We start from the raw sequence: 23,492 nt of genomic DNA on the forward strand, positions 1-23,492 counted from the left end.
GAGTCAGTCGATGGAAGACCGTGTGGCCCAGGCGATGGCCCACCTCAAGGCGGCGGAGGAGGCCGCGGCTTCGGCGCGCGCCGAACTGGACGCCGCGTCGGTCACCGCGCGTTCGGCGGACCGGTCGGTCCGGGTCTGTGTCGGGGCGAAGGGCGAACTGACCAGCCTGGAGTTCCTCGACGGCAAGTACCGGACCATGCCCGCCCCGCAGCTGTCCGCGGCGGTGCTGGAGGCCGCCAACGCGGCGCGGGCCGAGATGGCCCGCCGGGTCGTCGAGACGCTCGACCCGCTCACCCGGATGACCTCGCGGGGCGCCGCACCCGAGCGGATGGGCGTCGACTGGGAGTCGGTCTTCGGCTCGCTGCTCAGCGAGACCTCCGTGACGGAGGGCCGGCCGACCGCGATGAGCCGGCTCCGCGACGAGATCGTCGAGGACGAGGAGGAACCCGCGACCCCGCCCGGGACCCGCGGCACGAACGACCGACGGCAGGAGGGGAGGTAGTCATGGCCGGCAACTACTCCGCCGACATCCAGGCGATCCTGGCAGGTTCCAAGCACCTGGCCGACGCCGTCCGCTACGGCGACGAGATGCTGCCCCGGTTCGAGACCGGCTACGCCGTGTACTCGGGCTGGTGGGGCGAGGAGGGCGGCGACGACGAGTTCGCCAACGCCGTCGGTGAGCAGGTCCGAAAGGAACAGGAGCAGGTGTCGGCCACGGTCACGGCCATCACCGGCGGGTTCCTGGCCCTGGTCGACGCGGTCGCCGCGGAGGCCGAGCACGTGCAGCGGCCGCAGACCCAGGCGCTGGACGACATCGAGGCGCAGGGCTCGGAGAGCGAAACCAGGCGCTGAATGGCGATCATGTTCCCGCCCGGTCTGCGGGAGTTCATCGAGGTCTGGGTGGGCGCGAACGTCGCGACCGGCAACGAGGACCTGGGCTTCGCCAGCCGCAATCCCTACCGGCGGTTGGCGGACGACGTCCGTGACCTGTCCGACGCGATGAAGGGAGCGATCTCCACCGCCGGGAACTCGCTGCCGCCGCGGATCGCCGACGAGTTCGTCGCCGCGATGAAGCTGTTCGTCGACGACAACGGCCAGAACCACCTGCAGAAGTTCTCCGACGAGCTCCGGGACATCGGTTCGCGGCAGGTGGACCGCTCGATGAAGCTCTCCGAGGCCAAGTACCAGATCCTCCTCGAGTTCATCCTGATGAACATCGAGCTGGCCCTGATCGCCGCGCTGTCCGTCTTCACCGGCGGGACCTCGCTCACCGAGATCGCCATCGCCAAGGCGCGCACCGCGCTCACCATCCTGCTGCTCCTCCAGCGGCTGGGACGAGCCGTCCCCACGCCGCTGTCGGTCCTGCTCGAGGCGATCCAGGAGGCGTTCGTCACGTTCGCCGCGCAGCTGATCTCCATGACCGCGCCGGACGACCCGGACCGCCGGCGCAAGGAGTTCGACTGGACGGAGATCGGGCAGTCGGCGGTCGCCGGCGCGTTCGCGGGACTCTTCGGGGGCCTGTTCTCCCAGTTCAGCGCGCCGATCGTGCGCAACATCTTCAAGAACAACCACACGTGGAAGGAAGTGTTCGACCTTCCGCTCAGCTTCGTCAACGAAGGCCAGGCGGAAACCTTCGCGGGGGCCTTCACCAACCTCATATTCCTGGGCACGTTCACGCTCAACCCCGCGACGTTCGTGAGCGCGGGCCTCAGCGGACTCCTCTTCGAAGCCGCCTCCACCGGCGCCGAGTACGGCGGCAAGTGGATGTACGACAAGTTCTTCCACAAGCCCGACTTCGGCCTCGACGACATCAACCACCTGACGAACGGCGGAGGCGGGGGCGGGGGCGGGGACAGGAACGGCTATCGCGACCGGTACGGAAATTCCTACGGGGACACGTACGAAACCACCTACGGGGACAGTGGCAACAACGCGTATGGGAAAACCTACCTGGACACCTACGAGGACGGGATCCATGAGCGGACCGAGGGCCCCTACAAGCCCTCGCTGTCCAATGCCGACCCGAACCCGGTCCCGTTGCCCCGCCCCGGGACGGTCTCCACCGCCGGCACCTGGGACGACCCGTACACGCCGCCCCGCTCCGTCACCTACGACGACGACACCTCCTCCCTCGGCGACGTCAGCGATATCAGCGACATCCCGACGGTCTCCTCCCTCACGGACTACGGCTCCGACCACGGCGGTCCCTTCGATGGCGCCCCTTACGGGCAGCCCGTGGCGGCCAACGGGAACACCGGCACGCAGCCCGGGCCGGGAGCACCGGGTGCGGGCAAACCGTCGTCCACGAACACCTCCTCGGACGCGTCCACGAACGCCTACGACGACTCCGCCGTGGACGGCCTCGAGACCACGGCCCCGGACTCCGTCATCGGCCGGAACACCCTGCCGACGCCGGCGAACGTGGACACCGACACCGTCTTCTCCACCCTCAACCCCCCTGTGGACACCGGCCCGGGGGCCGACGGGACCGCCGGCACGAACAACGGCCCGGGGAACATCCCGTCCACCGTCGGCTCCTCCGCCCCGGGGCTGCCGTCGACCCAGACGGGCGGCAACACCTCCGTACCGGACGGCACCGAACGCCGGCAGCCGGCGGACGACGACACGACGACACCGTTCGCCGAGGACGTGGACACGGACGACGTCCGTACCCCCCGCGCCACGGGCGACACCGGCGGCACCCGGGACGTCTCCAGGGCGCCCGACACGTCAGGGACCCCCGAGACCCGGTCCGCCCCGGAACGCCAACGGCCGGCGGACGACGACACGACGACACCGTTCGCCGAGGACGTGGACACGGACGACGTCCGTACCCCCCGCGCCACGGGCGACACCGGCGGCACCCGGGACGTCTCCAGGGCGCCCGACACGTCAGGGACCCCCGAGACCCGGTCCGCCCCGGAACGCCAACGGCCGGCGGACGACGACACGACGACACCGTTCGCCGAGGACGTGGACACGGACGACGTCCGTACCCCCCGCGCCACGGGCGACACCGGCGGCACCCGGGACGTCTCCAGGGCGCCCGACACGTCAGGGACCCCCGAGACCCGGTCCGCCCCGGAACGCCAACGGCCGGCGGACGACGACACGACGACACCGCTCGCCGACGACGCGGACGACACCGAGAACTCCGCCGACGTCTCCAGGAACCCGGAGACGTCCCGGATCCCCGACACCCGGGTCACGCCCGACCAGCAGGACCGGGCCACCCCGCAGCCGGATCCACAGCCGGACCCGCGGACGAATCCCCTCGCACCCCCGGTCGGCACGCTCCTCGGCGGTTCGCCCGCCGCCGCGCCCGCCGCCGCGCCCGTCACCGCGCCCGTCACCGCCGCGACGCCCACCCCGTCGGCCACCGCCTCCCCGGCCCCCGTCCCACCGAACGCCACCCCGCAGCAACGGCCCCAGACCACCCCGTCCGGTGAGCACGTCACCACCTCCACGGGCACCGACGCCGTCACCACCGACGACCCGGCGGCCACCGTCACCCCGGACGGCACCCGTGTCCCCTCGTCCGAGGGGGCCGAGCGGTCCGGCCCGCCCCCCACGGCGCCGGAGACCGAGGCCACGTCCGACGTCCCGCCGCCCTACCGGCCCGTACGGACCGAGTCCGGGGAACTGCCGGCCGCCGCCTCCCTGGTGGAACCGGCCCCGGCCGTCGCCGGCGAGGTGTCCTCCGTACCGCCCGTCGTCACCGACGGGACGCCGCTCAGCTCCCGGGCACCGGCCGAGATCCCGGCCGGGCCCTCTTCCGTACCCGGCTCCCCGGACTCGATCGACATGATCATGGACTGGGAGGACGGCGACGCGTCCATGACCGACTCGCCCGAGCCGTCCCCGGCCACCGACGACCTCGACCACCGGCTGCTGACGGGTGTGTTCGGCCCCGGCGTCGAGACCAACCGGATCTACCCCGCCCTCCGCGACACCCTCACGCACCTCGACCGGCTCCGGCAGGCCGACCCCGCGCTGCGCGACGGACCGCTCGACCTGGACGCCCTGACCCGCCGGGTGCTGCTCCTGGACACCGCCGCTGCGGTGACCGACGCGCAGCGCAGCGAGCTGTTCCGGGTGGCGATGGACCCGGCGGTTGAGTCGGCGGGCGGCCTGGCCGCCCTGGCGGCGTTCCACCTCCAGCTCCGGGGGGTGCTGTCACCCACCCGTACGATGACCGCACCGGGCGGGGGCGTCCGGGGCCGCAACTGGACGAACGGCGTGATCCCCGACCTGGATCTCGCCCATGTCGGCAAGGTGGTCCGCCAGGCCGACGGCAGTCTGGCGCGCGGCGACGTGGGCACCGCGCCATGGCACCGCCCCGGTGAGCCGGAACCGTACGTCGTGATGACGGAGGGCGACCACCGACGGGTCGTCGTACGCGGCTTCGACGGAGCCCCGCGCCAGGTACCGATCGACGTGTTCGCCGAACTGCTCGCCCTCGACCCCGCGTTGAGCGGGCTCCCCCCGGACGTCCCCGTGGTGCTGCTCGTCCCCGACGCCGGTGCGCGGGGTCTGGATCTGCCCCGCAGGGCGGCGGACCGTACCGGCAGGGAGGTCTGGTCGGCCAACGGCACGGTGAAGGTGTCGCCCCAGCAGGACCCGGCCCTGCCGCACGTCGTCTCCCTGCAGTTCGGGGAAGGGCTGCCGCGCGCCCACTGGATCCGCAGTACCCCCGGTCAGGTGCTCGACCCGGCGGAGTACGGGAACGCGCCGGCCTGGGAGCGCGAGGTGCGGTCCCACAGTGTCGTCACCGACCGGGGCACCACCACCGGCAGGGGGGTGTTCGATGACTCCGAGGCTCCGCGCCGGATCGAGGCGCTGCGGCTCGCGACGGAGTCGACGGAGCTGTGGCACTACAACCCGGTCACCGGGGAGTCCGCCAAGGACGACGCGCCCGTACCGTTCGCCGGCAAGCCGATGTACGTCTTCAGCGCACACGGCCGGCCCGGCGCGACCCGGGTACCGACCATGACGGACCCGCGCCACCACACCCGGCAGCGGGAGACCGGCGGGATGCTCAAGCGGCGTCCGAGCCTGGCGCAGCTCCCCAAGGACCACGGCGTGCTGATGGAGGCGTGCTCCAGCGCGAAGCCGCCCGGTGTGGTCCGCACCCGCAGGGGCATCGACGACACCTTCGTCCCCGACCCGCTGGCGGTCGTCAGCGAGAGCCAGCACGTCGCCAACGAGACCGGGCGCACCACCTACGGCGGCACCCACATGGTCAGCTTCGCGGTGCTGCCGGACGGGAAGTTCGTGCACCGCCTCTACACGGACTCGCGGGGCCGGCGCGGCGCGTGGGTGGAGCACCGCCCTGAGCCCTTCGGAGCCGACCTCGACGACCGCGCCCGCGCGGCGGGCCTGCACACGGACCCCTCACAGCCGGTGTCCGACGCGACCCGTGAACAGGTTCTGCGGCTGGTCCGCGCGCTGCGCCTGACCTTCGGCGCGGCGATCGAGGACGACAGCCGGTACGGGGAACTCCTCGCCGGCATCGGCGCGCTGGAGAGCATGCGCGCAGCCGACCCGGCGCTGCGCGACCTCGGCCCGTTCTCCATGGACCTGTTCGAACGCGCGGCCCACGCGGACCAGCAGGGCGACGTGGCGGGCGCCCCTGCCTCCGACGCCTACCGGGACCTGCTCACCCGGGCAGCCGACGCCGTGAGCCGCCGACCGGACATCACGCTCACCGGCTTCGTCTCCCTGCCCCACGTGACGGCCGCGGCGCGGCGGCTGGGCGGACTGTCCGACCCGGAGCTGGACACCGAGGCCGCCCGCGTCCTGCGTCTCGGCGACGGCCCGGCGGCCGTCGGACAGCCCGAGCGGGCCCGGCTGTTCTGGGCGAGCGTGAAGGCCCTGGAGTGGGAGAGCCGGACCCCCGACCCGGACGCCCTGACCGGCAGGGTCCTGCATCTGGACCGGCCGGACCCGGCCCGGCGGCCCGAGCTGCTCGGCCTGGTCGCGCAGGCGGCGGCCGTCGGCGTCGACGTGGACAACCCGACCGAACTGGGCGCGTTCCACCTGGAGACGCTGGGTGCCCTCGCGCCCCGGACGCAACTGCTCGACCTCAACGGCGTGCCGACCGGACGACGCTGGTCCCCGTCCGCGCCCGACGCGACCACGGCTACGACCACGGCCACCGACCGCGTCGTCGTCGCCGCCCCCAAGCAGGGCGGCGGTTACCAGGCCGTGGGCCAGGAACGCCCGCCGTGGAGCACTCCCGACAGGTCACCGGCCTACCTGGTGTGGGCCGGAGGCGGCCGGGACCACCTCCTCATGAACCTGCCCGGCGGCTTCCGCGGCAGGGTGCCCTACGACGAGGTCGCCGAGCTGCTGGCACGCGACCCGGTGCTCAACACCCGCCCGCAGGACACGGACGTCGTCCTGGCCGTACCGAAGGCCGCCCCTGCGACACAGGCGGGTCCGGCGACGCCCGCCGGGCCGGCCGGCAGCGGCACCCCGGACACCGACCCCCGGGCCGTCGTCAGCGCCGGCACCGGTCGTGCCGTATGGGCCTCGCAGGGCAGTGTGAGCCTGGCCCCGGCCGGGCCGTCACGGCCGTACATCCCCTCCCTCCTGCCCAGCGCGCCGGGGCGTCCCGCGGCAGCCGACTGGGCGGCCGTCCGCCCCGGCGGCACCGGAGCGGACGACATCACGTTCGCGGCCGAGGACGAGACCGAGGCTCCGGGCGAGCCGCCCTCGTCCACGGAGCCGGACCTGACGGTGGCCCTCGTCCCGAAGCCCACCGAGTCGGACCCGCCCCCCGCGGACCACCCGCGCCTCGACCGTGCCATGGCGCCCCCGCCCGCACGCCGCGCCCCGGTCCGGTTCGAGGACGGCAGGCGGATGCCCGAGTACGTCGACGACCTCCAGGCACTGCTGCCACCGGGGCTGACCGCCGCCGAGCTCGGACAACTCCTCGCCAACCCGAGTACGTTCGGCCAGAGCACGGTCGTCCTGCGGGGCTTCGAACAGGCACTGGACGCGATCGACGGCGAGCTGCGGCGCAGGCCGGACGCCCGGCCCGGCAAGGGCGCCACGCAGCTGCTGAGCGACATCCGTCAGACGCTCCGGGACAAGCCGAAAACGCTGGCGGACGGAGACGGGCGTCCGTTCCCCTACCTCAACGCGGACGGAAAGGTCCGGGTCCTGTACGTCAGGGCGCGTCACTACGGCAACTGGGCCCCGTTCGACGACGGCATCGGTGACGCCTCGAAGATCGACAGCATGCACCGGGGCGCCGCGACGTTCGGGTTCACCAAGAACATGCAGGCCAACTCCCAGTACGGCCTGGGCGGGCCGATCGGCCCGGCGGGCACCGCGGCGTTCGGCGGCTTCGGCCGTCTCGCCCTGCGGTTCGGCTTCATCAACAAGGTCGGCTACACGCTGGCCGACCAGCGCATGAACCAGATGGAGACCCGGACGCTGGACAAGTCACGGTCGTTCCTGGACGACGTGTACTACGAGATGCGCGTCACCGACGCCACCGGCCGGGTCGTCACGGGCACCGACACCGACCCGGCCGCCCCGGCCCGGTTCGCCTTCGGCCTCCGCAACGGGCTCGCGGTCCGCCTGCCCGACAGCGTGACGAAGATGCCGAAGCCGGGCCGCATCCCCCGGTCGATCGACCTGGACCGCAACTCCCAGTACCGCCTCGTCCGTACCGAGGGGTTCGGCCCGGTCGCGGCGATCCGCGACTGGGCTGCCGGACAGATCGGAGCCCTGCCCGGCAGCTCGGCCTACACCGAGCTGGACGTCTTCTTCTCGGGCGACAGCTTCCAACGGCACGGCGGCACGATGGCGCGCGGCCGCGTCACCACCCCGCCGCTGTTCGCCGACGACAAGAAGAAGTCACCGCTGGGCGTCTTCGTGGTGGAGGAACTGATCCCCCGGGCGGCGGTGCTCGTCGGGGAGACCGACCAGGCCGAGATGCGGGACATCAACACCTCGACGGTCCGCAACGAGCGCAGCCGGGCCACGGGCAGAAGCCTGCTGCTGCAAGCCGTCGCCGGACCGGCCTTCAACTTCCTCGACCCCGGCACGGCCCCCTTCGACCTGCGGCTCCAGGCCGGGCCGAGTGCCCAGTACTCGTACGCGAAGACCTGGTCGGTCGGACTCGGCGGGGCCGGCACCCTCAAGTCGGCCGGACAGGTGAAGGGTCCCAAGACCGCCCTGTACCTGGTCGTGAAGTCCGTGCGGGTCCGTCGGGCCGGCGACAACGCACCGCCGACGCGGTTCCTCACCTGGAGCCTGGACCGGATGACCAGCTCCGAGGCACGGCGGCTGGCCGGATGGGACGACGGGACCTCACTCGCCCTGCGCCACGGCGGCGCCCCGCCGTTCGTCCCGGCCTATCTGACCGTGGACCGCCCGCGCACCCTGGGCATGCACCGGGTGAAGGAGTTCACCTTCGACGACGGCCTGCGCACCCGTGTCGCACCGGACACGGCGGACGGCGTCGGCCGCACCCTGCTGGACGCGTTCGCCGACGGCGTGGTGGACGCCATCGCGCATCTGCGCCAAGGGCTGGTGGTGCCCCTCGACCAGCTGCTGCCGCCGAACCTGCCGAAGGGCTGGCGCGCCCGCTTGGACGACCTGCTCACGCGCAGGCCGGACCGGGTGCTCGACGAGGCCCGGCGCCTGCCCGTGCCGCCTCAGTGGACCGATCCCGTCAAGTACCGGATCGCGCTCCAGAACACCCTGCAGGTCCTCGGTGTGCTGTCCCAGCAGAACGTCACCGCGAACCTGGAGGCGCTGACCACGGTCGGCCTGCCGGTCAGACTCACGGACCCCGACTCCGTCGGACAGACCTACTACACCCTCCGGGTGCACGGGACGCTGACCGGGCGACGGTACGAGGGCAAGGACGTCGACGAGGGAATGCGCTTCAGCGCACAGGGCATCGACCGGCTCGACGGCCAGGCAAGCGCGAAACGAGGCGTGGACCTGGGCTTCGAAGGCACCTTCTCGGGACGCGACAACAACGCCGACGACGCGGGGCTCCCCCGGAACACGCTCGGGCTGACCCTGGGCGCGCGCAGGGGATGGCAGTGGGAGGCGGAGACCGCCTTCGGCTCGACGGTCACCAACGAGCCGATGTCGGTGAGCAACCAGCCCACCCACCTGTACCGCTACGACATGTCCCTCACCGCGACCCTGGGCGGCTACTGGCGGCCCCGCGGCCTGATCCGCGGCCTCGGCCTCGGGCTGCCGGGACTGCTGGTCCTGGACGAGCCGGTCAACGTGCTCTTCGGCCGGACGGCGCTGGGCCACCTGAGGGGCGGCGGTCCGATGACCGGTCAGGTGCTCATCGGTGTCCCCGTCCAGCACACCCCCGACGCGGACCCGTACGCGGACGGGGCGCTCAACCCCTATCTGTCCGACGAGCCCGCCCCCGCCCCCATGGCCACCGAGCGGGCTCACGCCCTGGCGAGGGGCGACCTCGTGCTGCCCGCCGGCACCGGCGAAGGGCAGCCCGCCGGACGGCTCGCCGGCCGCGGGGCGGAGCGGTTCAGGGAGTTCCAGCAGCACCCGTTCGTGATCGTGAACATGGTGCTGTCACCCACGCTGGTCGCGGAGGTGAACCGGGTCCTGAAGGAGGCGTCGGGCAGCGCCTGGCAACTGGTGAAGGAGGGCGCCCCCACCCGGGAGGCGATCGTCCGCACCTTCACCCCCCAGTACCTCGCGGCGAGCTTCGACCAGAGTTCGGGGCCGCTGGGCCTGGTGGGCAGCGGCCTGCTGGGCAAGGGGCCGTACGGTGAGCTGTGGGGGACCTATCGGTACGCGACGACGGTCGGGGACCTGCACGCCCTCACGCCGTCGATGTCCATGGACACCGAGATGACGCTCGGCGGCACCCGGCAGGCGGCCGGCAAGACCAGCAACAGCACGAGCTTCGTCTTCGGCGGCCAGCTGATCTACTCCGTCGCCCAGAATCCGGGGCACGGCCTCATGGGCGCGTACGGAATCGTCGCCAACCCCGTCTCGACGTCCCGCGCGCACAGTGTCAGCGTCGTCCGGACGGTCGTCGCGGACATGAACCGCAAGGGCTTCACCCACCAGGTGCTGGTGGCCGGCGACGTACACCACTGGTTCGCGCTGGTCTCCAGCCGGCTGGGGGCGGGCCGGATCGGGACGGCCGCGGCGGTCAGTGCCCTCGTACCCCGCTCACTGGCCGGAGCGGCGGGGACGGAGCTGACGAGCCCGGGCGGCCTGCTGGGGCACCTGCCGGAGAAGAGCGCGCACCGGATGGGGCTGCTCGACGACGGCATGGGCGAGGTCCCCCGCTACACGCGGCAGCTCTGGACGCCGCAGCCCTGGCTGCGCGGCGCCGCCTTCGGCACGTACGCGGTGAACGCGCTGGATCCCACCGACGTGCTGCTCGCGTTCGACAAGCGGATCCGGGAGCTGGGGCTCGACGACGAGGACCGGGAGAGGGTCCGGCAGCTGGTGACGGCCCGTGCCACGCGGGCCCTGAAGGGTGAGATGACGACCACCGGCCCGTCGACGCTGGTCACCGCCGGAGGCTGGGGCTGGGGCAGTGTGCGGATCGGCAGCCGGCGGGTGCGGGCACGGGTCGAGCTGATCCCCGGGACACCCGTGTTCGACGGGCTCGACCACAGCGCGGAGCTGGAGGAGAACCGGCGGGCCATCGAGACCGCCCAGGAGAACTCGGAGGCCTCTTCCGGGGCGGACGTGGGCCTTCTGACCAGCCAGCTGGTGTACACCGGCAACGCACAGGTCGTGGCAGCCGGACCGACGTACACCGAGGGCGGCTCCCATCGGAAGGCGGTCGCGTCGAGTCACGCGGTCACCACCGTCACGATCTACCGGGCGGCGTCCACCGAACCGCATGCGGAGATCGTCACCCCGTACCGCATGCGGATCACCCTGGAGGCCGACGACACCCCCAACACCGGCGCCCCGGCCGAGGAGGGACGGCCGGAGAGGGAGACCACGGCCCTCGACCGTTTCCGGGGCCACCTGCAGATCATCGAGGAGGACGCCGTCGGCGAGCTGCGCGAACACGTGCCGCTCAGCCTGATGGAGCCGGTGACGCCCCCGACGAAGACACCCGGGACGGACGGGACCGGGGCCACCCCGTCCGGCACCTCCACAGCCCCCCGGCTGCTGCCCGCACCCGACCCGACGGCCGACCCCGCCCTGGCCGAGGCGCCCCGGCCGGCCTCCCTTCCCAAGGCGGGAGAGGACGTACTGGTCCGGGACGGGGAAGGCGTCATGCGGTCGTTCACCTTCCCCGAGAACGGCATGCACCCCCGCGGGATCATCGGCATCGAGAACATCCGCATCGCGGGCGACCTCCTCCTCACGAAGGCGTACGACGTCGGCTTCTCCCTCCGCGCCCTCGAGGCCGAGGAGGGCCCCGGCGCCGACGCCCTCACCGGACTCCTGCGCAAGACCAGGGAGACCGGCCTGACCCGGCTGGGCACCGGCTCCGCGCAGGCGCTGGAGGACGGCACCAGCTCCACGGCGCTCACCGCGTTCTACCCGCGCACCACCGAGCCGGACGGCTACCAGGTGGCGGGGCTGACCGAGAAGTCCCTCGTGGGCACCGACACCGGCCGGCTGACCCTGCGCTCGACACCCGACTTCAGCCGCGCGCTGCTGCTGACGGTCGCCGACGGCAAGAAGCTGGAGGTGCTCAGGCGGTACGGGGAGAACGCCGGCACGTCCTCGGCCGGCGAACACAGCCAGACCGGGGCCCTCGGCGGCGGCTTCCTGTACGACTCGCCCAACAACGCGGGTCTCAACCAGATCGGACTCTTCGGCCCCGGCCCCAACGACCTCGACGGCGACGGGATGCCGGTCGGAGACGACCACCTGACCTCGCGCAACCTCAAGCCCAAGACGGACCGGTCCTTCCTGTTCGCCGTCCCGGCCACCTGGCTCAGCGTCGGCGACGTGCACCGGAGCGTCGTGGACTCCAAGCTCGCGAACAGGATCCGGGGCGGGACCTTCGGCAGCAAGGCCCGGTCGGGTCCGCAGGCGATGGAGTCCGAGACGTACGTCGTCACCTGGGTCCGGGAGGACATCGCCCGTGAGCTGAAGCTCGTCACCGACGCGAACTTCCCCGAACAGGTCAAAAAGGCATGGGACGCGGTCGGCAGTGCGAGCAAGGCGTGGGTCGACGCCGACAAGGCCTACTGGAAGAAGCGGCGCGCCTCAGCCGGCCTGCGCGCGGACCTCGACGCCGCGCAGACCGCCCTCGACAGAGCCGCCGGGATCGCCCGCGCGGCAGCGCGCCCGGTCGACCTCGCCCGGGCCGACGTCGATACGGCGGACACCGCCCTGCGGCAGGCCGAGGACGACGCGCGCCGGGACCACGGCACCGCGGACGCGACCGTGGCCGCCGCGCAGGCCGAAGTCGACGCCCTCGCCGAGAACGAGTACGGCGCCGAACCCGAACACGACGGCTGGGCGGACCTCCTGCGGGACGAACAGGACGCCGCCCTGGTCCGCCTGGCCGACGCGACAGCCGCCGCCGGGAGACTGCGGGAGGCGGCCGGTCTGCGGCTCGAAGCCGCGCGTACCGCGAAGGCCGCGGCCGACGAGCGGCTCGACACGGCTCTGCTGTCCGCGGCAGCGCCCGGCCGGAGCCTCCACGACGCCACCGTGCGCCGGGACACGGCAAGCGACGCCTTCGACGCCCGGCGCGACGAGCTGGACGCGCTCAGGGACGCGGCGGAGAAGGCCGCGGCGGAGTACCACCGGGTACGGGCCGGGGCGGACCAGCTCACCCGCTGGCACCGCCTCGCGGCCACCGAGGAGGGCCGCAAGGAGCTGGACGGTCTCGCCGAGCCGCCCGCGGTGACCCACCAGGCCCCGCCCAAGGCGTCCAAGGCGTCGCCCCCGGCCCCGCCCCGTTACACCAGGACCGGTACGGGAGCGGACACCGTCCTCACGTCTCCCGCGCAGGAGACGTACACGCTCCACGACGTGCCGAGGGACGGCGAGGCCTTCTTCCGCGCGCTCGCCCACGGCCTCGAACGCGCCGCCCCGGGACTGCTGTCCGCGCAGGGCATCGACCCCGCCGATCCGCGGGCGACGGCCGAACTGCGCCGGAGGATGGCCACCTGGCTCACCGACCACGCCGACGAGGACCTGCTGGCCGCCGTGGCCCCGGACGCCACCGACTCCTTCAGCGCGGACGAGATCGCCGCGGCGGGCCTGGACCTCGCAGCGGACACCCCTGCCCGCCGTGAGTTCGACGCCCTCGGCGGTCTCGTCCCGCACGCTGTCGATCTGGCACCCGGGGTACGGGCCGAACTGGCGGTCGCCCAGCTCCTCCGCCCGGGTGACGCCACGTCCGAGGCCGGCTGGAACCACTCCGCGGCGGACCTGCTCCCGCTGCTCGCCGCACGGACCTTCGGCGTGCGCGTCACGGTGGTCCGCAGTGACGGCGGCTTCCAGGACTTCACCCCCGGGCACCCGACGGGAGAGGAGAACCTGCGGGGACTCGTCGAGACATCCGGACACACCGGCGCACACGTGGTGCTGAGCCTCGACGACCGCCACTACCAACTGGCGCTGCCGGCCGGACGGACACCGCCGGCGGACACGCCGTCCCCGGACACCCGGCAGCCTGTGCCCCCCGCGGACACCGTGGCGCCGCCCGTGCCCCCCGCGGACACCGTCACTCCGCCCGTTCCGCCCGTTCCGCCCGAAACCCCGAAGACGGAAGGTGCGAAGACGGAAGGTGCGAAGACGGAAGGCACGAAGACGGAAGGCACGAAGACGGAAGGCGAGGGATCGAAGGTCCCGCCGTCGGACGTTCAGGATCAGGAGGACGGCAAGAAGGGCTCCGGGCCGACGACGACCGACAGCCTCGGTGCGAGGGGCCGCCGCGTACGGGTGCCCGCCACGGGCGAGTGCCTCCTCTACTCCTTCATGGCCGGCGACCCCGTGCACATCCGGAGCCGTCTGCACGGCCTCGCCTCCACCGACCGCGCCGCGTACGACTGGCTCGGGCAGACCGACGCGGTACATGATGAACTGCGTCGCCAGGCCGCGATCCACTCCACGACCGGCATGGACCCGGCCGGCCCGTCACAGGCCGTGCTCCAGGCCATGCGGTCCCTCGTGGAGGACCACGTGATCCGCAGCGAGGGGCGGCTGCATCCGCAGATCGTCGGACAGTTCCGGCAGACGGTCGCCGACGCGTTCGCGGCACGCGTCCAGGGAATGAACCGGGCAGAGATGCTCGCCCGGCTCGCCCACCACGGCGTCCAGCACGTCCCCGTACCGGAGGCCCTCGATCCCGCCGAACTGCTGAGGCGGTACGTCGACGCCCGCATGGCGTCACAACCCGCCGCCCCGGGCGTCTCCCCGCAGGACGCCCGGGCCGTCCAGGAGGCGGACGCCGAGAACCTGAGCCCGCGCCGGATGTTCGAGCATCTCGAGCAGCACGGTCTGCTGCCGACACCCGACGACCTCGACGACGACGCACTGCGCCGCCTGCTCCCCACGGTCTATTCGCAGAGCGCCGCGCCGCTGGACGACCGGGAACTGCCCCTGCTCCTGGACGCCGTCGTCAACTGGGAGCAGCGCTGGGGGACACCGGAGGGAGAGATCTTCCTGCCCCTCCTGGCGCACGCGTTCGACCTGCGGGTCGACGTGGTGCGGTCGTTCCCGTCCGGTGTCCGGCGGGTCAGCGACGTGGGACCCGATGACGCCCTGCGGCGGACGGAGGTCTACTACAACGGCACCAACCACTACGAGGGCAGCGACGCCGTACCCCGCGACCGGTTCGGCGCCCCGGTCCTGCCGAAGCGGGTCAAGGACGAGGAACGCGACCAGGACGGCGACGTACGGCTGAACCCCCTGTGGGTGCCGCTGGACGAGGTGGATCCGAACCTGGTGATCACCGGGAACCGGGACGCGGTGTGGCTGTACACGGTCACCGATGACGGGCGGGTGATCCTGGGCACGGAGAGTCTGAGCGGGATCGTCACCCAGGAGCAGTTCGACGCGCTGCTGGCGGGCATGCGGGAGCGGGACCCCGGTCTGACGGCCCAGGCACTGCGCGAGGCGCTGGACGGGCTGGGCCACACCGGCATCGCCGCCGGGTTCGTCGCCGAGGACGAGACCGGGGCCGGGGCCGGACGGACGATGCCGGGGCGCAGCCGGGTGTCCGGCGAGTTCCGCTGGAGCGAGAAGCTGCGTTCCTGGGTGGTGAACGACAAGTCGGGCCGCTACATGAGCGACCAGGTCAGGCCGGGCCTGGTCGCCGAGGAAGCCGCCGACTGGCTGGCCAACGTGGCGGCCCTGTTCAGCGACCGGCTGGGTGTCGTCGTCCGGACCGACCAGGTCAAGACCGCCACGACCGCCCCGCCCCCGCCGTCGGCACCCCCGCCCCCGCCGTCGGCACCCCCGCCTCCGCCGTCGGCCCCCACCGCCACCCCGGCCGGCCGCGGTGTCCCGGGCCCCCTGGAGGGGGCTGGGGCGGGCACGCCGTCCGGTGACGACACCGGCAAACTGGACGTCGCGCGCCGGGTCGGTGCCGTGCTGCACGGCCTCGGCCACCCGGTGGTGCTGGCCGGAGCCGCCCGCGGCCGGGTGCAGTTCGGCCGGTCCCGGCCGCTGGGCGCCGTGGAGTTCCAGCTGCCCGCGGCCGCCCTGCCCGCCGTCGCCGGGATACGCCGGGCGCTGGAGCGGGAGATGCCCGGAGCGTCGGTGCGGGTCCGGCCCGTCACGGGCGGCGGCCGTGTTCTCGACCTGTCGGTGAACGGCGTCGACATCACGGTCACGGCGGTGGACCGGCCGGCCTCCGGCACGGTCACGGTCGACGGTTTCACCGTGCCGGCGCCCGCGGACTCCCTGGCCGACGCCGCCCTCGCCCTGGCCACCGGGACCGACCCCGAACTGCGCGGACGCGACCTCCTCGACCTGCTGTGGGCGTTTCACCACACCCCTGCCGACAGCCCTCGTACGGTCACGCCGGTGCTCGCGCGCGAGGACGCCTACCGTTCCGCGCGGCCCGTCGGCGCCGCCCCCTCCCTCGTCGTACGGCTCAGCGAACTGCTCGACTCCGCAGCCCTGGACCCCGATGCCCTCGCCCGCCACGAACAGACGTGGCGCGCCCTCGGCGTCACCGACGCCGACCTGCCCGCGCTGCGCGCCGAGCTGACCGCGCTGGCCGACGGGCTGCGGGTCCGTCCGGAGGTGGCCGCGGACCCGGTCCGGGCGCTCGCCGCGCGGCTGCCCGGCCTGTCCACCGCCGACCGCGACGCGACGCTGGCGTCGCTGCCGCCCGCGGACCGTGAGCGGCTGGCCGGTGATCCCGTGCTCGTCGATGCCTTGCGTGCCGGGCTCGCCCCGGCCGAGTTCGCCCCGGTCGCGGCGCGCCTCATGACGCAGGTGCCCGACGGGGTCGAACAGCCCGTCTCCGCCGGTGACCGGGCCCGTGCCCAGGTCGCCCGACTGCTGCGGGACCCCGACGTCGCGGCGCGGCTGCTCAAGGGCGGTTCGCGGGTCGTGGTGGTGCCCAGGAGCGAGGCCCTGACCTCCCTGGACGCCTTCCGTTTCCTGCGGGGCGCCGTCACCGGCGACGGCCGCCCCTGGGACGACGTCCGCGGTGTCGGCACGCGCACCGCGGCCGTCACCGAGGAGAACCTGCTCGGCGAGCGCACCACCGTCGGCACCGGCATGACCGCCTATCCCGACGGCTACTCGACCACCCTGCACGAATTCGCCCACACCCTTCACCTGCACGGTCTGGACGCCGTCGACCGGCAGCGCATCACCAACACCTTCCGCACCACCACACGGGCCGGCGAGGCGGGCAACTGGCCCGACGGCCCCCTCCACGGCTACGACGCCGACGGCCGCCGCAGCGCCCCCAACTACAGCAGCCGTAACGAGCTCGAGTTCTTCGCCCAGCTCACCAACGTCTACCTCATGGCCAACGGCGGCAGCGACCCCTACACCGGGCTGCCCCGCAACAACGCCGGCCCGGAGTGGGTGCGCACCCGCCAGCCCGCCCTGTACCCCCTGTTGCGCCGGTTGTACGGCGAGGGCCCCCGGACGGCGCCCCGCCACCCGCGCAGCGTCGAACCGGCCCGTCCCCGCGGGTCGCGCCCCGCGGACGTCAACCCCGTCGAGGCCACCGACGTGGAGAACGAGGCACTGGCCCGTGCCCGTGCGCTGTGGGACGTCGCCGAGGGCGACCCGGGTGACGGCGGTGACTCCTACGTGGCCGTCCGCGCCCTGTGGGACGGCACCACCGGCGCGCACGCGCCGCAGCCGCACACTCCCGCCCCGTTGCCGCTGCCCACTTTGGTGCCGGAGGCACGGTCCGCCGCCGCACCGCCGCCCACCGACAGCGCGGTCCAGCAGCGTCTCCAGGAACTGTGGGCACTCGTCGACGCCACCTTCGGCTCCCAGCCGCTCCCGCCGGAGCTGCGCGACGGGCTGTTCAACTCGCTGCGCGTGATCGAGGCGGTGCGCGCCGGGCACCCCCGCTTCGGCGCCGACCTGGACCTCGACGGCATCACCCGGATGCTGTTGCACCTGGCGCCGGACGAACCGGTGGACGCGGCCCGGCACTACGACGCCCTCACCCTCGTGAGCAGTGCCCATCGCCGGGGCCGGAGCGGCAGCCTGGACGCCATCGCCGCTTACGGGCTGACCCGGCAGGGTTACCCGGAGCAGTCCGTGCTCAGCGGGGACGACGGCGCGCCGCACGGCAGGAACTGGACCGGACGTCCCGGTGTCCACCTGCACATGGACGTGGTCGCCGATCCCCGGGGCGTCCACCCCGCGCCCTGGAGGCCCGCCGCTTACGCGGCGGTGGCCGAACGGAACGCCGAGGGAGCGATGACGGCGGACGGACGGCCGGTGTCGGACGAGGAGTTCGCCGAACTGGTGCTGCACGACCCCGAGCGGCAGCCGAACGTGCCCGTGGTGCTCCTGATCGGGGAGGAGGACGGCCGCAACGAGGCCCTCGCACGGGTGATCGCCGACCGCACCGGCACCCGCGTCTGGTTCACCTACGGCGACCTGCGACTGGAAAGGGCCCCGGACGGCCGCCGGGTTCCGGTCCTGGCCCCGCCGGTCTCCGGGAGCGACCCGGCGGGGGCCTGGATCCCCGCCGACCCGGGACTGGTCCCGGACGACCCGGCGGCCACCGTCAGGGCCGCGAACGGCGCTGTCTTCCCCGACGCCGACGTCCACTCGTACCCGCTGGTCACGGTCGACGGGCAGACGCTGACCGGGCGGGCGTTCCTCAACGCGCACGACATGGCGATGCGGGAGGAGGCCCTGCGGGTGGTGTCCGCCATCCAGCACCACACCAACGAAGTGGAAGGGCTGCCCGGTGTGTACGCCGGGCGGCGGGGCGGCCTGCTGCCCCTGCCGCGGGGCCTGGCCGACTCCTACGTCGTCGTCGGCCACGGCGACAGCGGACGCACCACCGTGCCCCGCCGCAGCACCCGCGCCAACCAGGCGGTCCATCCCCGGCATCTGGGCCGGATGCTGGCACGGCGCAGGAGCCTGCGGGCGCTGTCTCCCGAGCAGCCGGTGTGGTTGCTGTTCTGCGAGCTGTCCATGACGCGCGCCGACCAGGACCTGCTCACCCATCCCACCTCCGCCCAGTACGTCGCCAACGAGACCCGCCGCACCGTCTTCACCGTGGACCGGCAGATCTCGCCGAGCGAGGCCGAGGGCGGCCTGCCGCCGCGCCTGATCGTGTACGACGACCCCGACAATCCCACGGGCCACATCGAGGAGTTCCTTCCCGAGCCCGGGACCGACGCCCTCGACGCGCTCGCCGACCTGGGCGGACTGCCCGACCGGCTGCCGGACCGCGCCGACCGCGCCCGGCACTGGGTGCGGGCCCTGCGGCAGACCCACGGCGTGCACATCGACTCCGACCCGGACCGCGAGGCGGAGTTCCACGAGCTGATCGAGGGCTTCGGTGCCCTGGAAAGGCTGAGCTTCCAGGCGGCCGGCAACGCCGGCCCCGGCCTGCTCACCTGGAGCGGGCTCCGGCACGTCGTCGGCCGGCACGCCGCCCGGCAGGGCTGGGACCGGTCGCTGACCGCAGGCTCCCTGGCACACCTGCTGCACGCCGCACGCGCCGGCCGGCTGCGGCCCTCCGACGCCGTGGGGCCCACCGCCCCCGCCGCGCCGCCGACCTCCACCGACGCCCCGGCCCCGACGGACACGGTGGCGCGGCCGACCGCTCCGGGGGCGCTGTCGGACACCGTCCCCGAGCTCGGCCCCGACGACGAGGCCCAAAGCGTGGCGGTGTCGGACGACGACGGGCCCGCCGAGCCCGCCCCGACGCCTTCCCCGTCCCGCACCCGGGTCGCCTTCGAGCACCGCCACCGGGACATCACCGATCCGGTCCAGCGCCGGCAACTCGCCGAGCTGGCCGAGGAGATCGTGGTGTCCGGCCTGAGGGACCTCGGGGCCGGCCTCCGGCTCCCCGGGATCACGGTCACCGGTTACAGCAACGGCCCGCGCTTCGCGCTGTCCGGCGGTGCCGTCGAGCACGCCGGGACGGTCGGCCGGCAGCGGGCGGACGCCGTGCGCGACCTCCTCCTCGAGGAGATCCGGCGCCAGCTGGAACTCAACGAGCGGGCCGTGCGCGACGTCGCGGAAGTACGGGGCGGCACGGTCCGGGCCGAGGACTTCCCGATCACCACGGAGAGCGGCGGCCGGGACATCGGTGGCGTCGGCCCGATCGACGGCGCCACCGGGCGGGCGGCACGGCGGCAGGCGGTCATCACGGTCGACCGTTCCCCCCTGTCGGAGGCCGTCGCCCGGCTGGCGGAACTGAGTCCGGAGGACTTCGGCGAGGCGGACTACTTCACCGGCCCGGACAGGCTCGCCAGGAACCTGCTGCACCTCGACGACAACCCCGGGGACGACCCCGACTCGGACAGCGACTCGGACAGCGACTCGGACAGTGACTCGGACGGCGACTCGGACGGCGGGTCCGCGGACTCCGCTCCCGTACCGGTGCGCTTCGACGTCGACGCTCTGTCGAACCGCGTGCGCAGGCTGTACGAGCTGGTGGACGAGGCGATGGCGGCCGGCCGGGCGACCAGCCGGGCGTCGCTGACCGCGTACCACCTGGGCAAGCAGGGCCTGCTGTCCGACGCCACCCGCCTGACCGCACCGGACGGCACCCCGCTGGGCCGGAACTGGACGGGCCGGCCCGCCCGGGACGTGGACGTCTCCTCGTACGACGTGGTGGACGGAGGGAGCAGGGACTCCCAGCCCTCGCCGTGGGCACGCCGGCCCGGTGCTCCCCTCCCGTACGTGATCGGGACGAAGGACGGTGACCACACGAAGGTCGGGCTGTCCCTGCCGGACGGCAGCAAGCGGTGGAAGCTGTCGTCGGAGGAGTTCGCCGAGCTGCTGGCGCTGGACGAGGAACTGGCGAGTCGTGAGGACGGCGCCGAGGTGGTGCTCGTCTCGCAGAACGCCGGCGCCATGGGACTGGATCTGCCGCGCAGGGCCGCGGCCCGGTCCGGCAGGACGCTGTGGTCGCACAGCGGCGAGGTCGCCCTCAAGCCGCACCCCGGCACCGGCCGCCACCGCATCGAGGTGGCCGACGACCGGGTCTTCGAAAGCGGGCCGCTGGGCGAGTGGATCGGCAGCGGGCCCGACGACCTGGGCCCGGACGAGGAACGGCCGGGGCCCGGGGAAGGCGTCCTGCACACGATCGAGGGGAGGACCCTCGAGGACGGGAAGGTCATGTCCTTCACCCTCACCGACGAGGGCCGGCCCGTCGGCCGTGCCGTGCTCAACGGCGCCGACCTGCTCCAGTTCGAGCCGTTGCTGCAGACAATGACCCGGTCGACGGAGTGGTCCGTCTACGACCCGCTCACCAGTGAACCGGTCGGAGACCCCCGGCCGGTTCCCTGGAAGGGCCGGAAGCCCTACTTCTTCCTGGTCCACGGCCTGCCGGGCCAGACCCTCATGGTCAATGAATTCCAGGGCAACGTTCCGGTCCGGGGCTCTGAAACCGGTGGCTTCCTCCGGCGGCGCCGAAGCGTGGCACGACTGGACCGGGACACCCCCATCGTGTTCCTGTCCTGCTGGGGGAGCGGACCGGAGGGACACACCGCCGCAGCCCTGAAGCGGAGCCGCCCGTTCGTCCCCGACCCGCTCTCCGCCTCGTCGGCGGCCCAGGGCGTCTCCAACGTGACGCGGCGCGACGTCTACGCCCCCGAGAGGGAGCACTGGAGTCGCCACGCGAACGGGAAACTGCACCACCACGGGATCCCCACCACGCCGGCGAACGACCCGGTGGACATGGTGAAGCTGCGACCCGAGCCGACCCCGGACGAACTCGACGCCCTGGCCGCTCTGGCCGGCCTGGAGACGTCCCCCGACTTCACCCGGGCCATGGCCCGGGACACGGCGCTGCGGCTGGTCCGCGCCCTCCGGATGACGTTCGGCGTCGATGTGGAGCACGACAGGGACGACCCGGCCGGCACCTACCGCCGGCTCCTGCGCGGTATCGGCGCCCTGGAAGTCATGCGCCGCGGGGACGAGAACCTGCGGGGACACGGTGAGCTGACGCTCGACCTGCTCGACCGGGTCACCCGCGCGCACCACGGCCTGACGACCACCCCCGGCACCCGGCCCGCGCCGCCGGAGCCCGCCGACGTACGGACGATGCTCGAGGCCGCGTCGGCGCGGCTGTCCACCGACCCCCGGTCCGCGCTGCCCGACTTCGTCTCCCTGCCCTCCGTGGACCGGGCCCGCGAACTGATCGAAGAGCACGATCCTGACCAGTGGGCCCGTTCGGTGCTGGGTCTGCGCACGTCGGCGCAGGTCACCGAGGCCCACCGGCAGAACGCGCTGTGGGCCACGGTCAAGGCCGTGGAGAGCGTGGAGAACCATCCCGACCCCGACGCCCTGACGACGAAGGCGCTCCACCTGGGCGGCACCGGCGAGGACCCGCGGGACGAGGCCCTGCGGGCGGACCTGCTCCGGATGGCGGCCACGGCGGCGGCCCTCGGCCGTGACACCTACGATCCCACGGCGCTCGCCGCGTACGACCTCGAACGCAACGGCGCGCTGGACGACCGCACCCTCATCACCTCCGTGAACGGCACGGGCGTCGGCCGCAGTTGGACGGGGAAGCCCGCCCCGAGCCACTTGTGGGCGGACCGCTACGTGATCTCACCCGACGGCGGCCTGAGCAACGGCCGAGGGACCCTGGCGCCCTGGTACAGGAAGGGCGCCGGGAAGAGCGCCCATCCCGGCGGATACGTACTGGACATGAACGGCACCACCCCGGGACAGGTGGACGTGCCCTGGCCGGACGGCGCCACCCGCCCGGTGCCCTACGAGGAGATCGCCGAACTGCTCTCCCACGATCCCGTCCTGGCACAGCTGGACCGGGACGTCGTGGTCGTCCCCGTCGGGACGGGGGCAGGCGGTACCGGCCTGGCCGAGGCGCTCGCCGCCCGGACGGGGGCCGCCCGGACGGTGTGGCTGCCGACGCGGCCCCTGTGGGTCCTCGACCGGCGGCCGGCGGTGAACGAGAGCCTCCTCGTGATGACCTCGCCCCAGGACGACGCGGCACCCTGGTCGCGGATCCGTCCGCCCGAGTTGCCCGGACAGTCCGCCGGATCCGCTTCCGGCGCCGTCATCACGCTCGCCGGAACCGCCCCCGACGCCGCCGCGGCGGACGGCGACACCCCGCCACGGCTCGACCGCGACGCAGGCACGAAGGCGGTGGGGACCGCGCCCCCGCTCGACGAGATCCTCCCCGGGACCGGGACCGGGGCCGACATCGGCACCGACGCCGGCATGGGGTACGTGCCCGTCGTCCCTCGCGACACTGCCCAGCGCCAGTGGGTCGCCAGGCAGCTGACGGCCGATGACCTGCCCGGCGATCCGCCGCGGTTCGAGGGTGCCGACACCGTCGGCCCGGCCGACCTGAGGGCCGTGGGCGTCGGGATGACTCCCGGCATGGAGGTCGAGGCACAACTCGGTGGAGGCCTGCGGGGCAGCGGACTGGCACCGCTCGACCAGGTGCGGCTGCTGATGGTACGGCCCGGCCCGTGGCCGGACGCGCTCGAGGCCATCGCGGCCACGGTGTCGCGGCGGATCTGGCGGTCGGCGTTCACGGACTTCGAGAGCGCGTTCCCGGCCGAGGGCCCGGACACGAACGCCGTCCGGGCCTGGGACACGGCCGTCGGGCTGGTACTGCCGCGCGAGGCGCACTCCGTGCTCGCGGATTCCCGGTACGCCGGGGAGGAGTTCCGCGACGCGGTGCGGCGGATCGCCGACCTCCTGGCCGCGGGGAGGGCGGACCTCCGGGCGGCGACGCGCCTCGCCGCCCGGCTCCGGAGCGATCTCGGACTGCCGCCCCTCGGGACGGGTGGTCCGGGTGCCCGGTGGACGAAGCAGGCGGACGAGTGACGAGCGACGAGTGGAGCGACGAATGACGGTCACGTGTGTCGGGAGAGTGCGTGCGGGTGAATGAG

General features: G+C 73.5%; 3 protein-coding genes. All 3 read left to right on the top strand.

The window, feature by feature from the left end; genetic code table 11:
- Positions 1-10 precede the first annotated feature (10 nt).
- From ACWZEH_RS24470 to ACWZEH_RS24480, 3 genes are read left to right on the top strand one after another with little or no spacing between them, the layout of a single operon-like run.
- On the top strand, positions 11-502 hold the full coding sequence (locus tag ACWZEH_RS24470) for a YbaB/EbfC family nucleoid-associated protein (protein WP_456193256.1): 492 nt from the start codon (positions 11-13) through the stop codon (positions 500-502).
- A 2-nt stretch (positions 503-504) separates the two neighbouring features.
- Complete coding sequence (locus ACWZEH_RS24475; RefSeq protein WP_359740701.1) at positions 505-852, top strand: hypothetical protein; 348 nt, start codon at positions 505-507, stop codon at positions 850-852.
- Entirely contained in the window at positions 853-23,427 is a 22,575-nt protein-coding gene (locus ACWZEH_RS24480; RefSeq protein ID WP_456193257.1) for a lonely Cys domain-containing protein, read from the top strand.
- Positions 23,428-23,492 lie beyond the last annotated feature (65 nt).

It is taken from the genome of Streptomyces yamdrokensis, from assembly GCF_053890455.1.

What these genes read in the sequence shown, in the direction of transcription:
- ACWZEH_RS24470 (WP_456193256.1), top strand. Translation starts at nt 11, where the DNA reads ATGGAAGACCGTGTGGCCCAGGCGATGGCCCACCTCAAGGCGGCGGAG.
- ACWZEH_RS24475 (WP_359740701.1), top strand. Translation starts at nt 505, where the DNA reads ATGGCCGGCAACTACTCCGCCGACATCCAGGCGATCCTGGCAGGTTCC.
- ACWZEH_RS24480 (WP_456193257.1), top strand. Translation starts at nt 853, where the DNA reads ATGGCGATCATGTTCCCGCCCGGTCTGCGGGAGTTCATCGAGGTCTGG.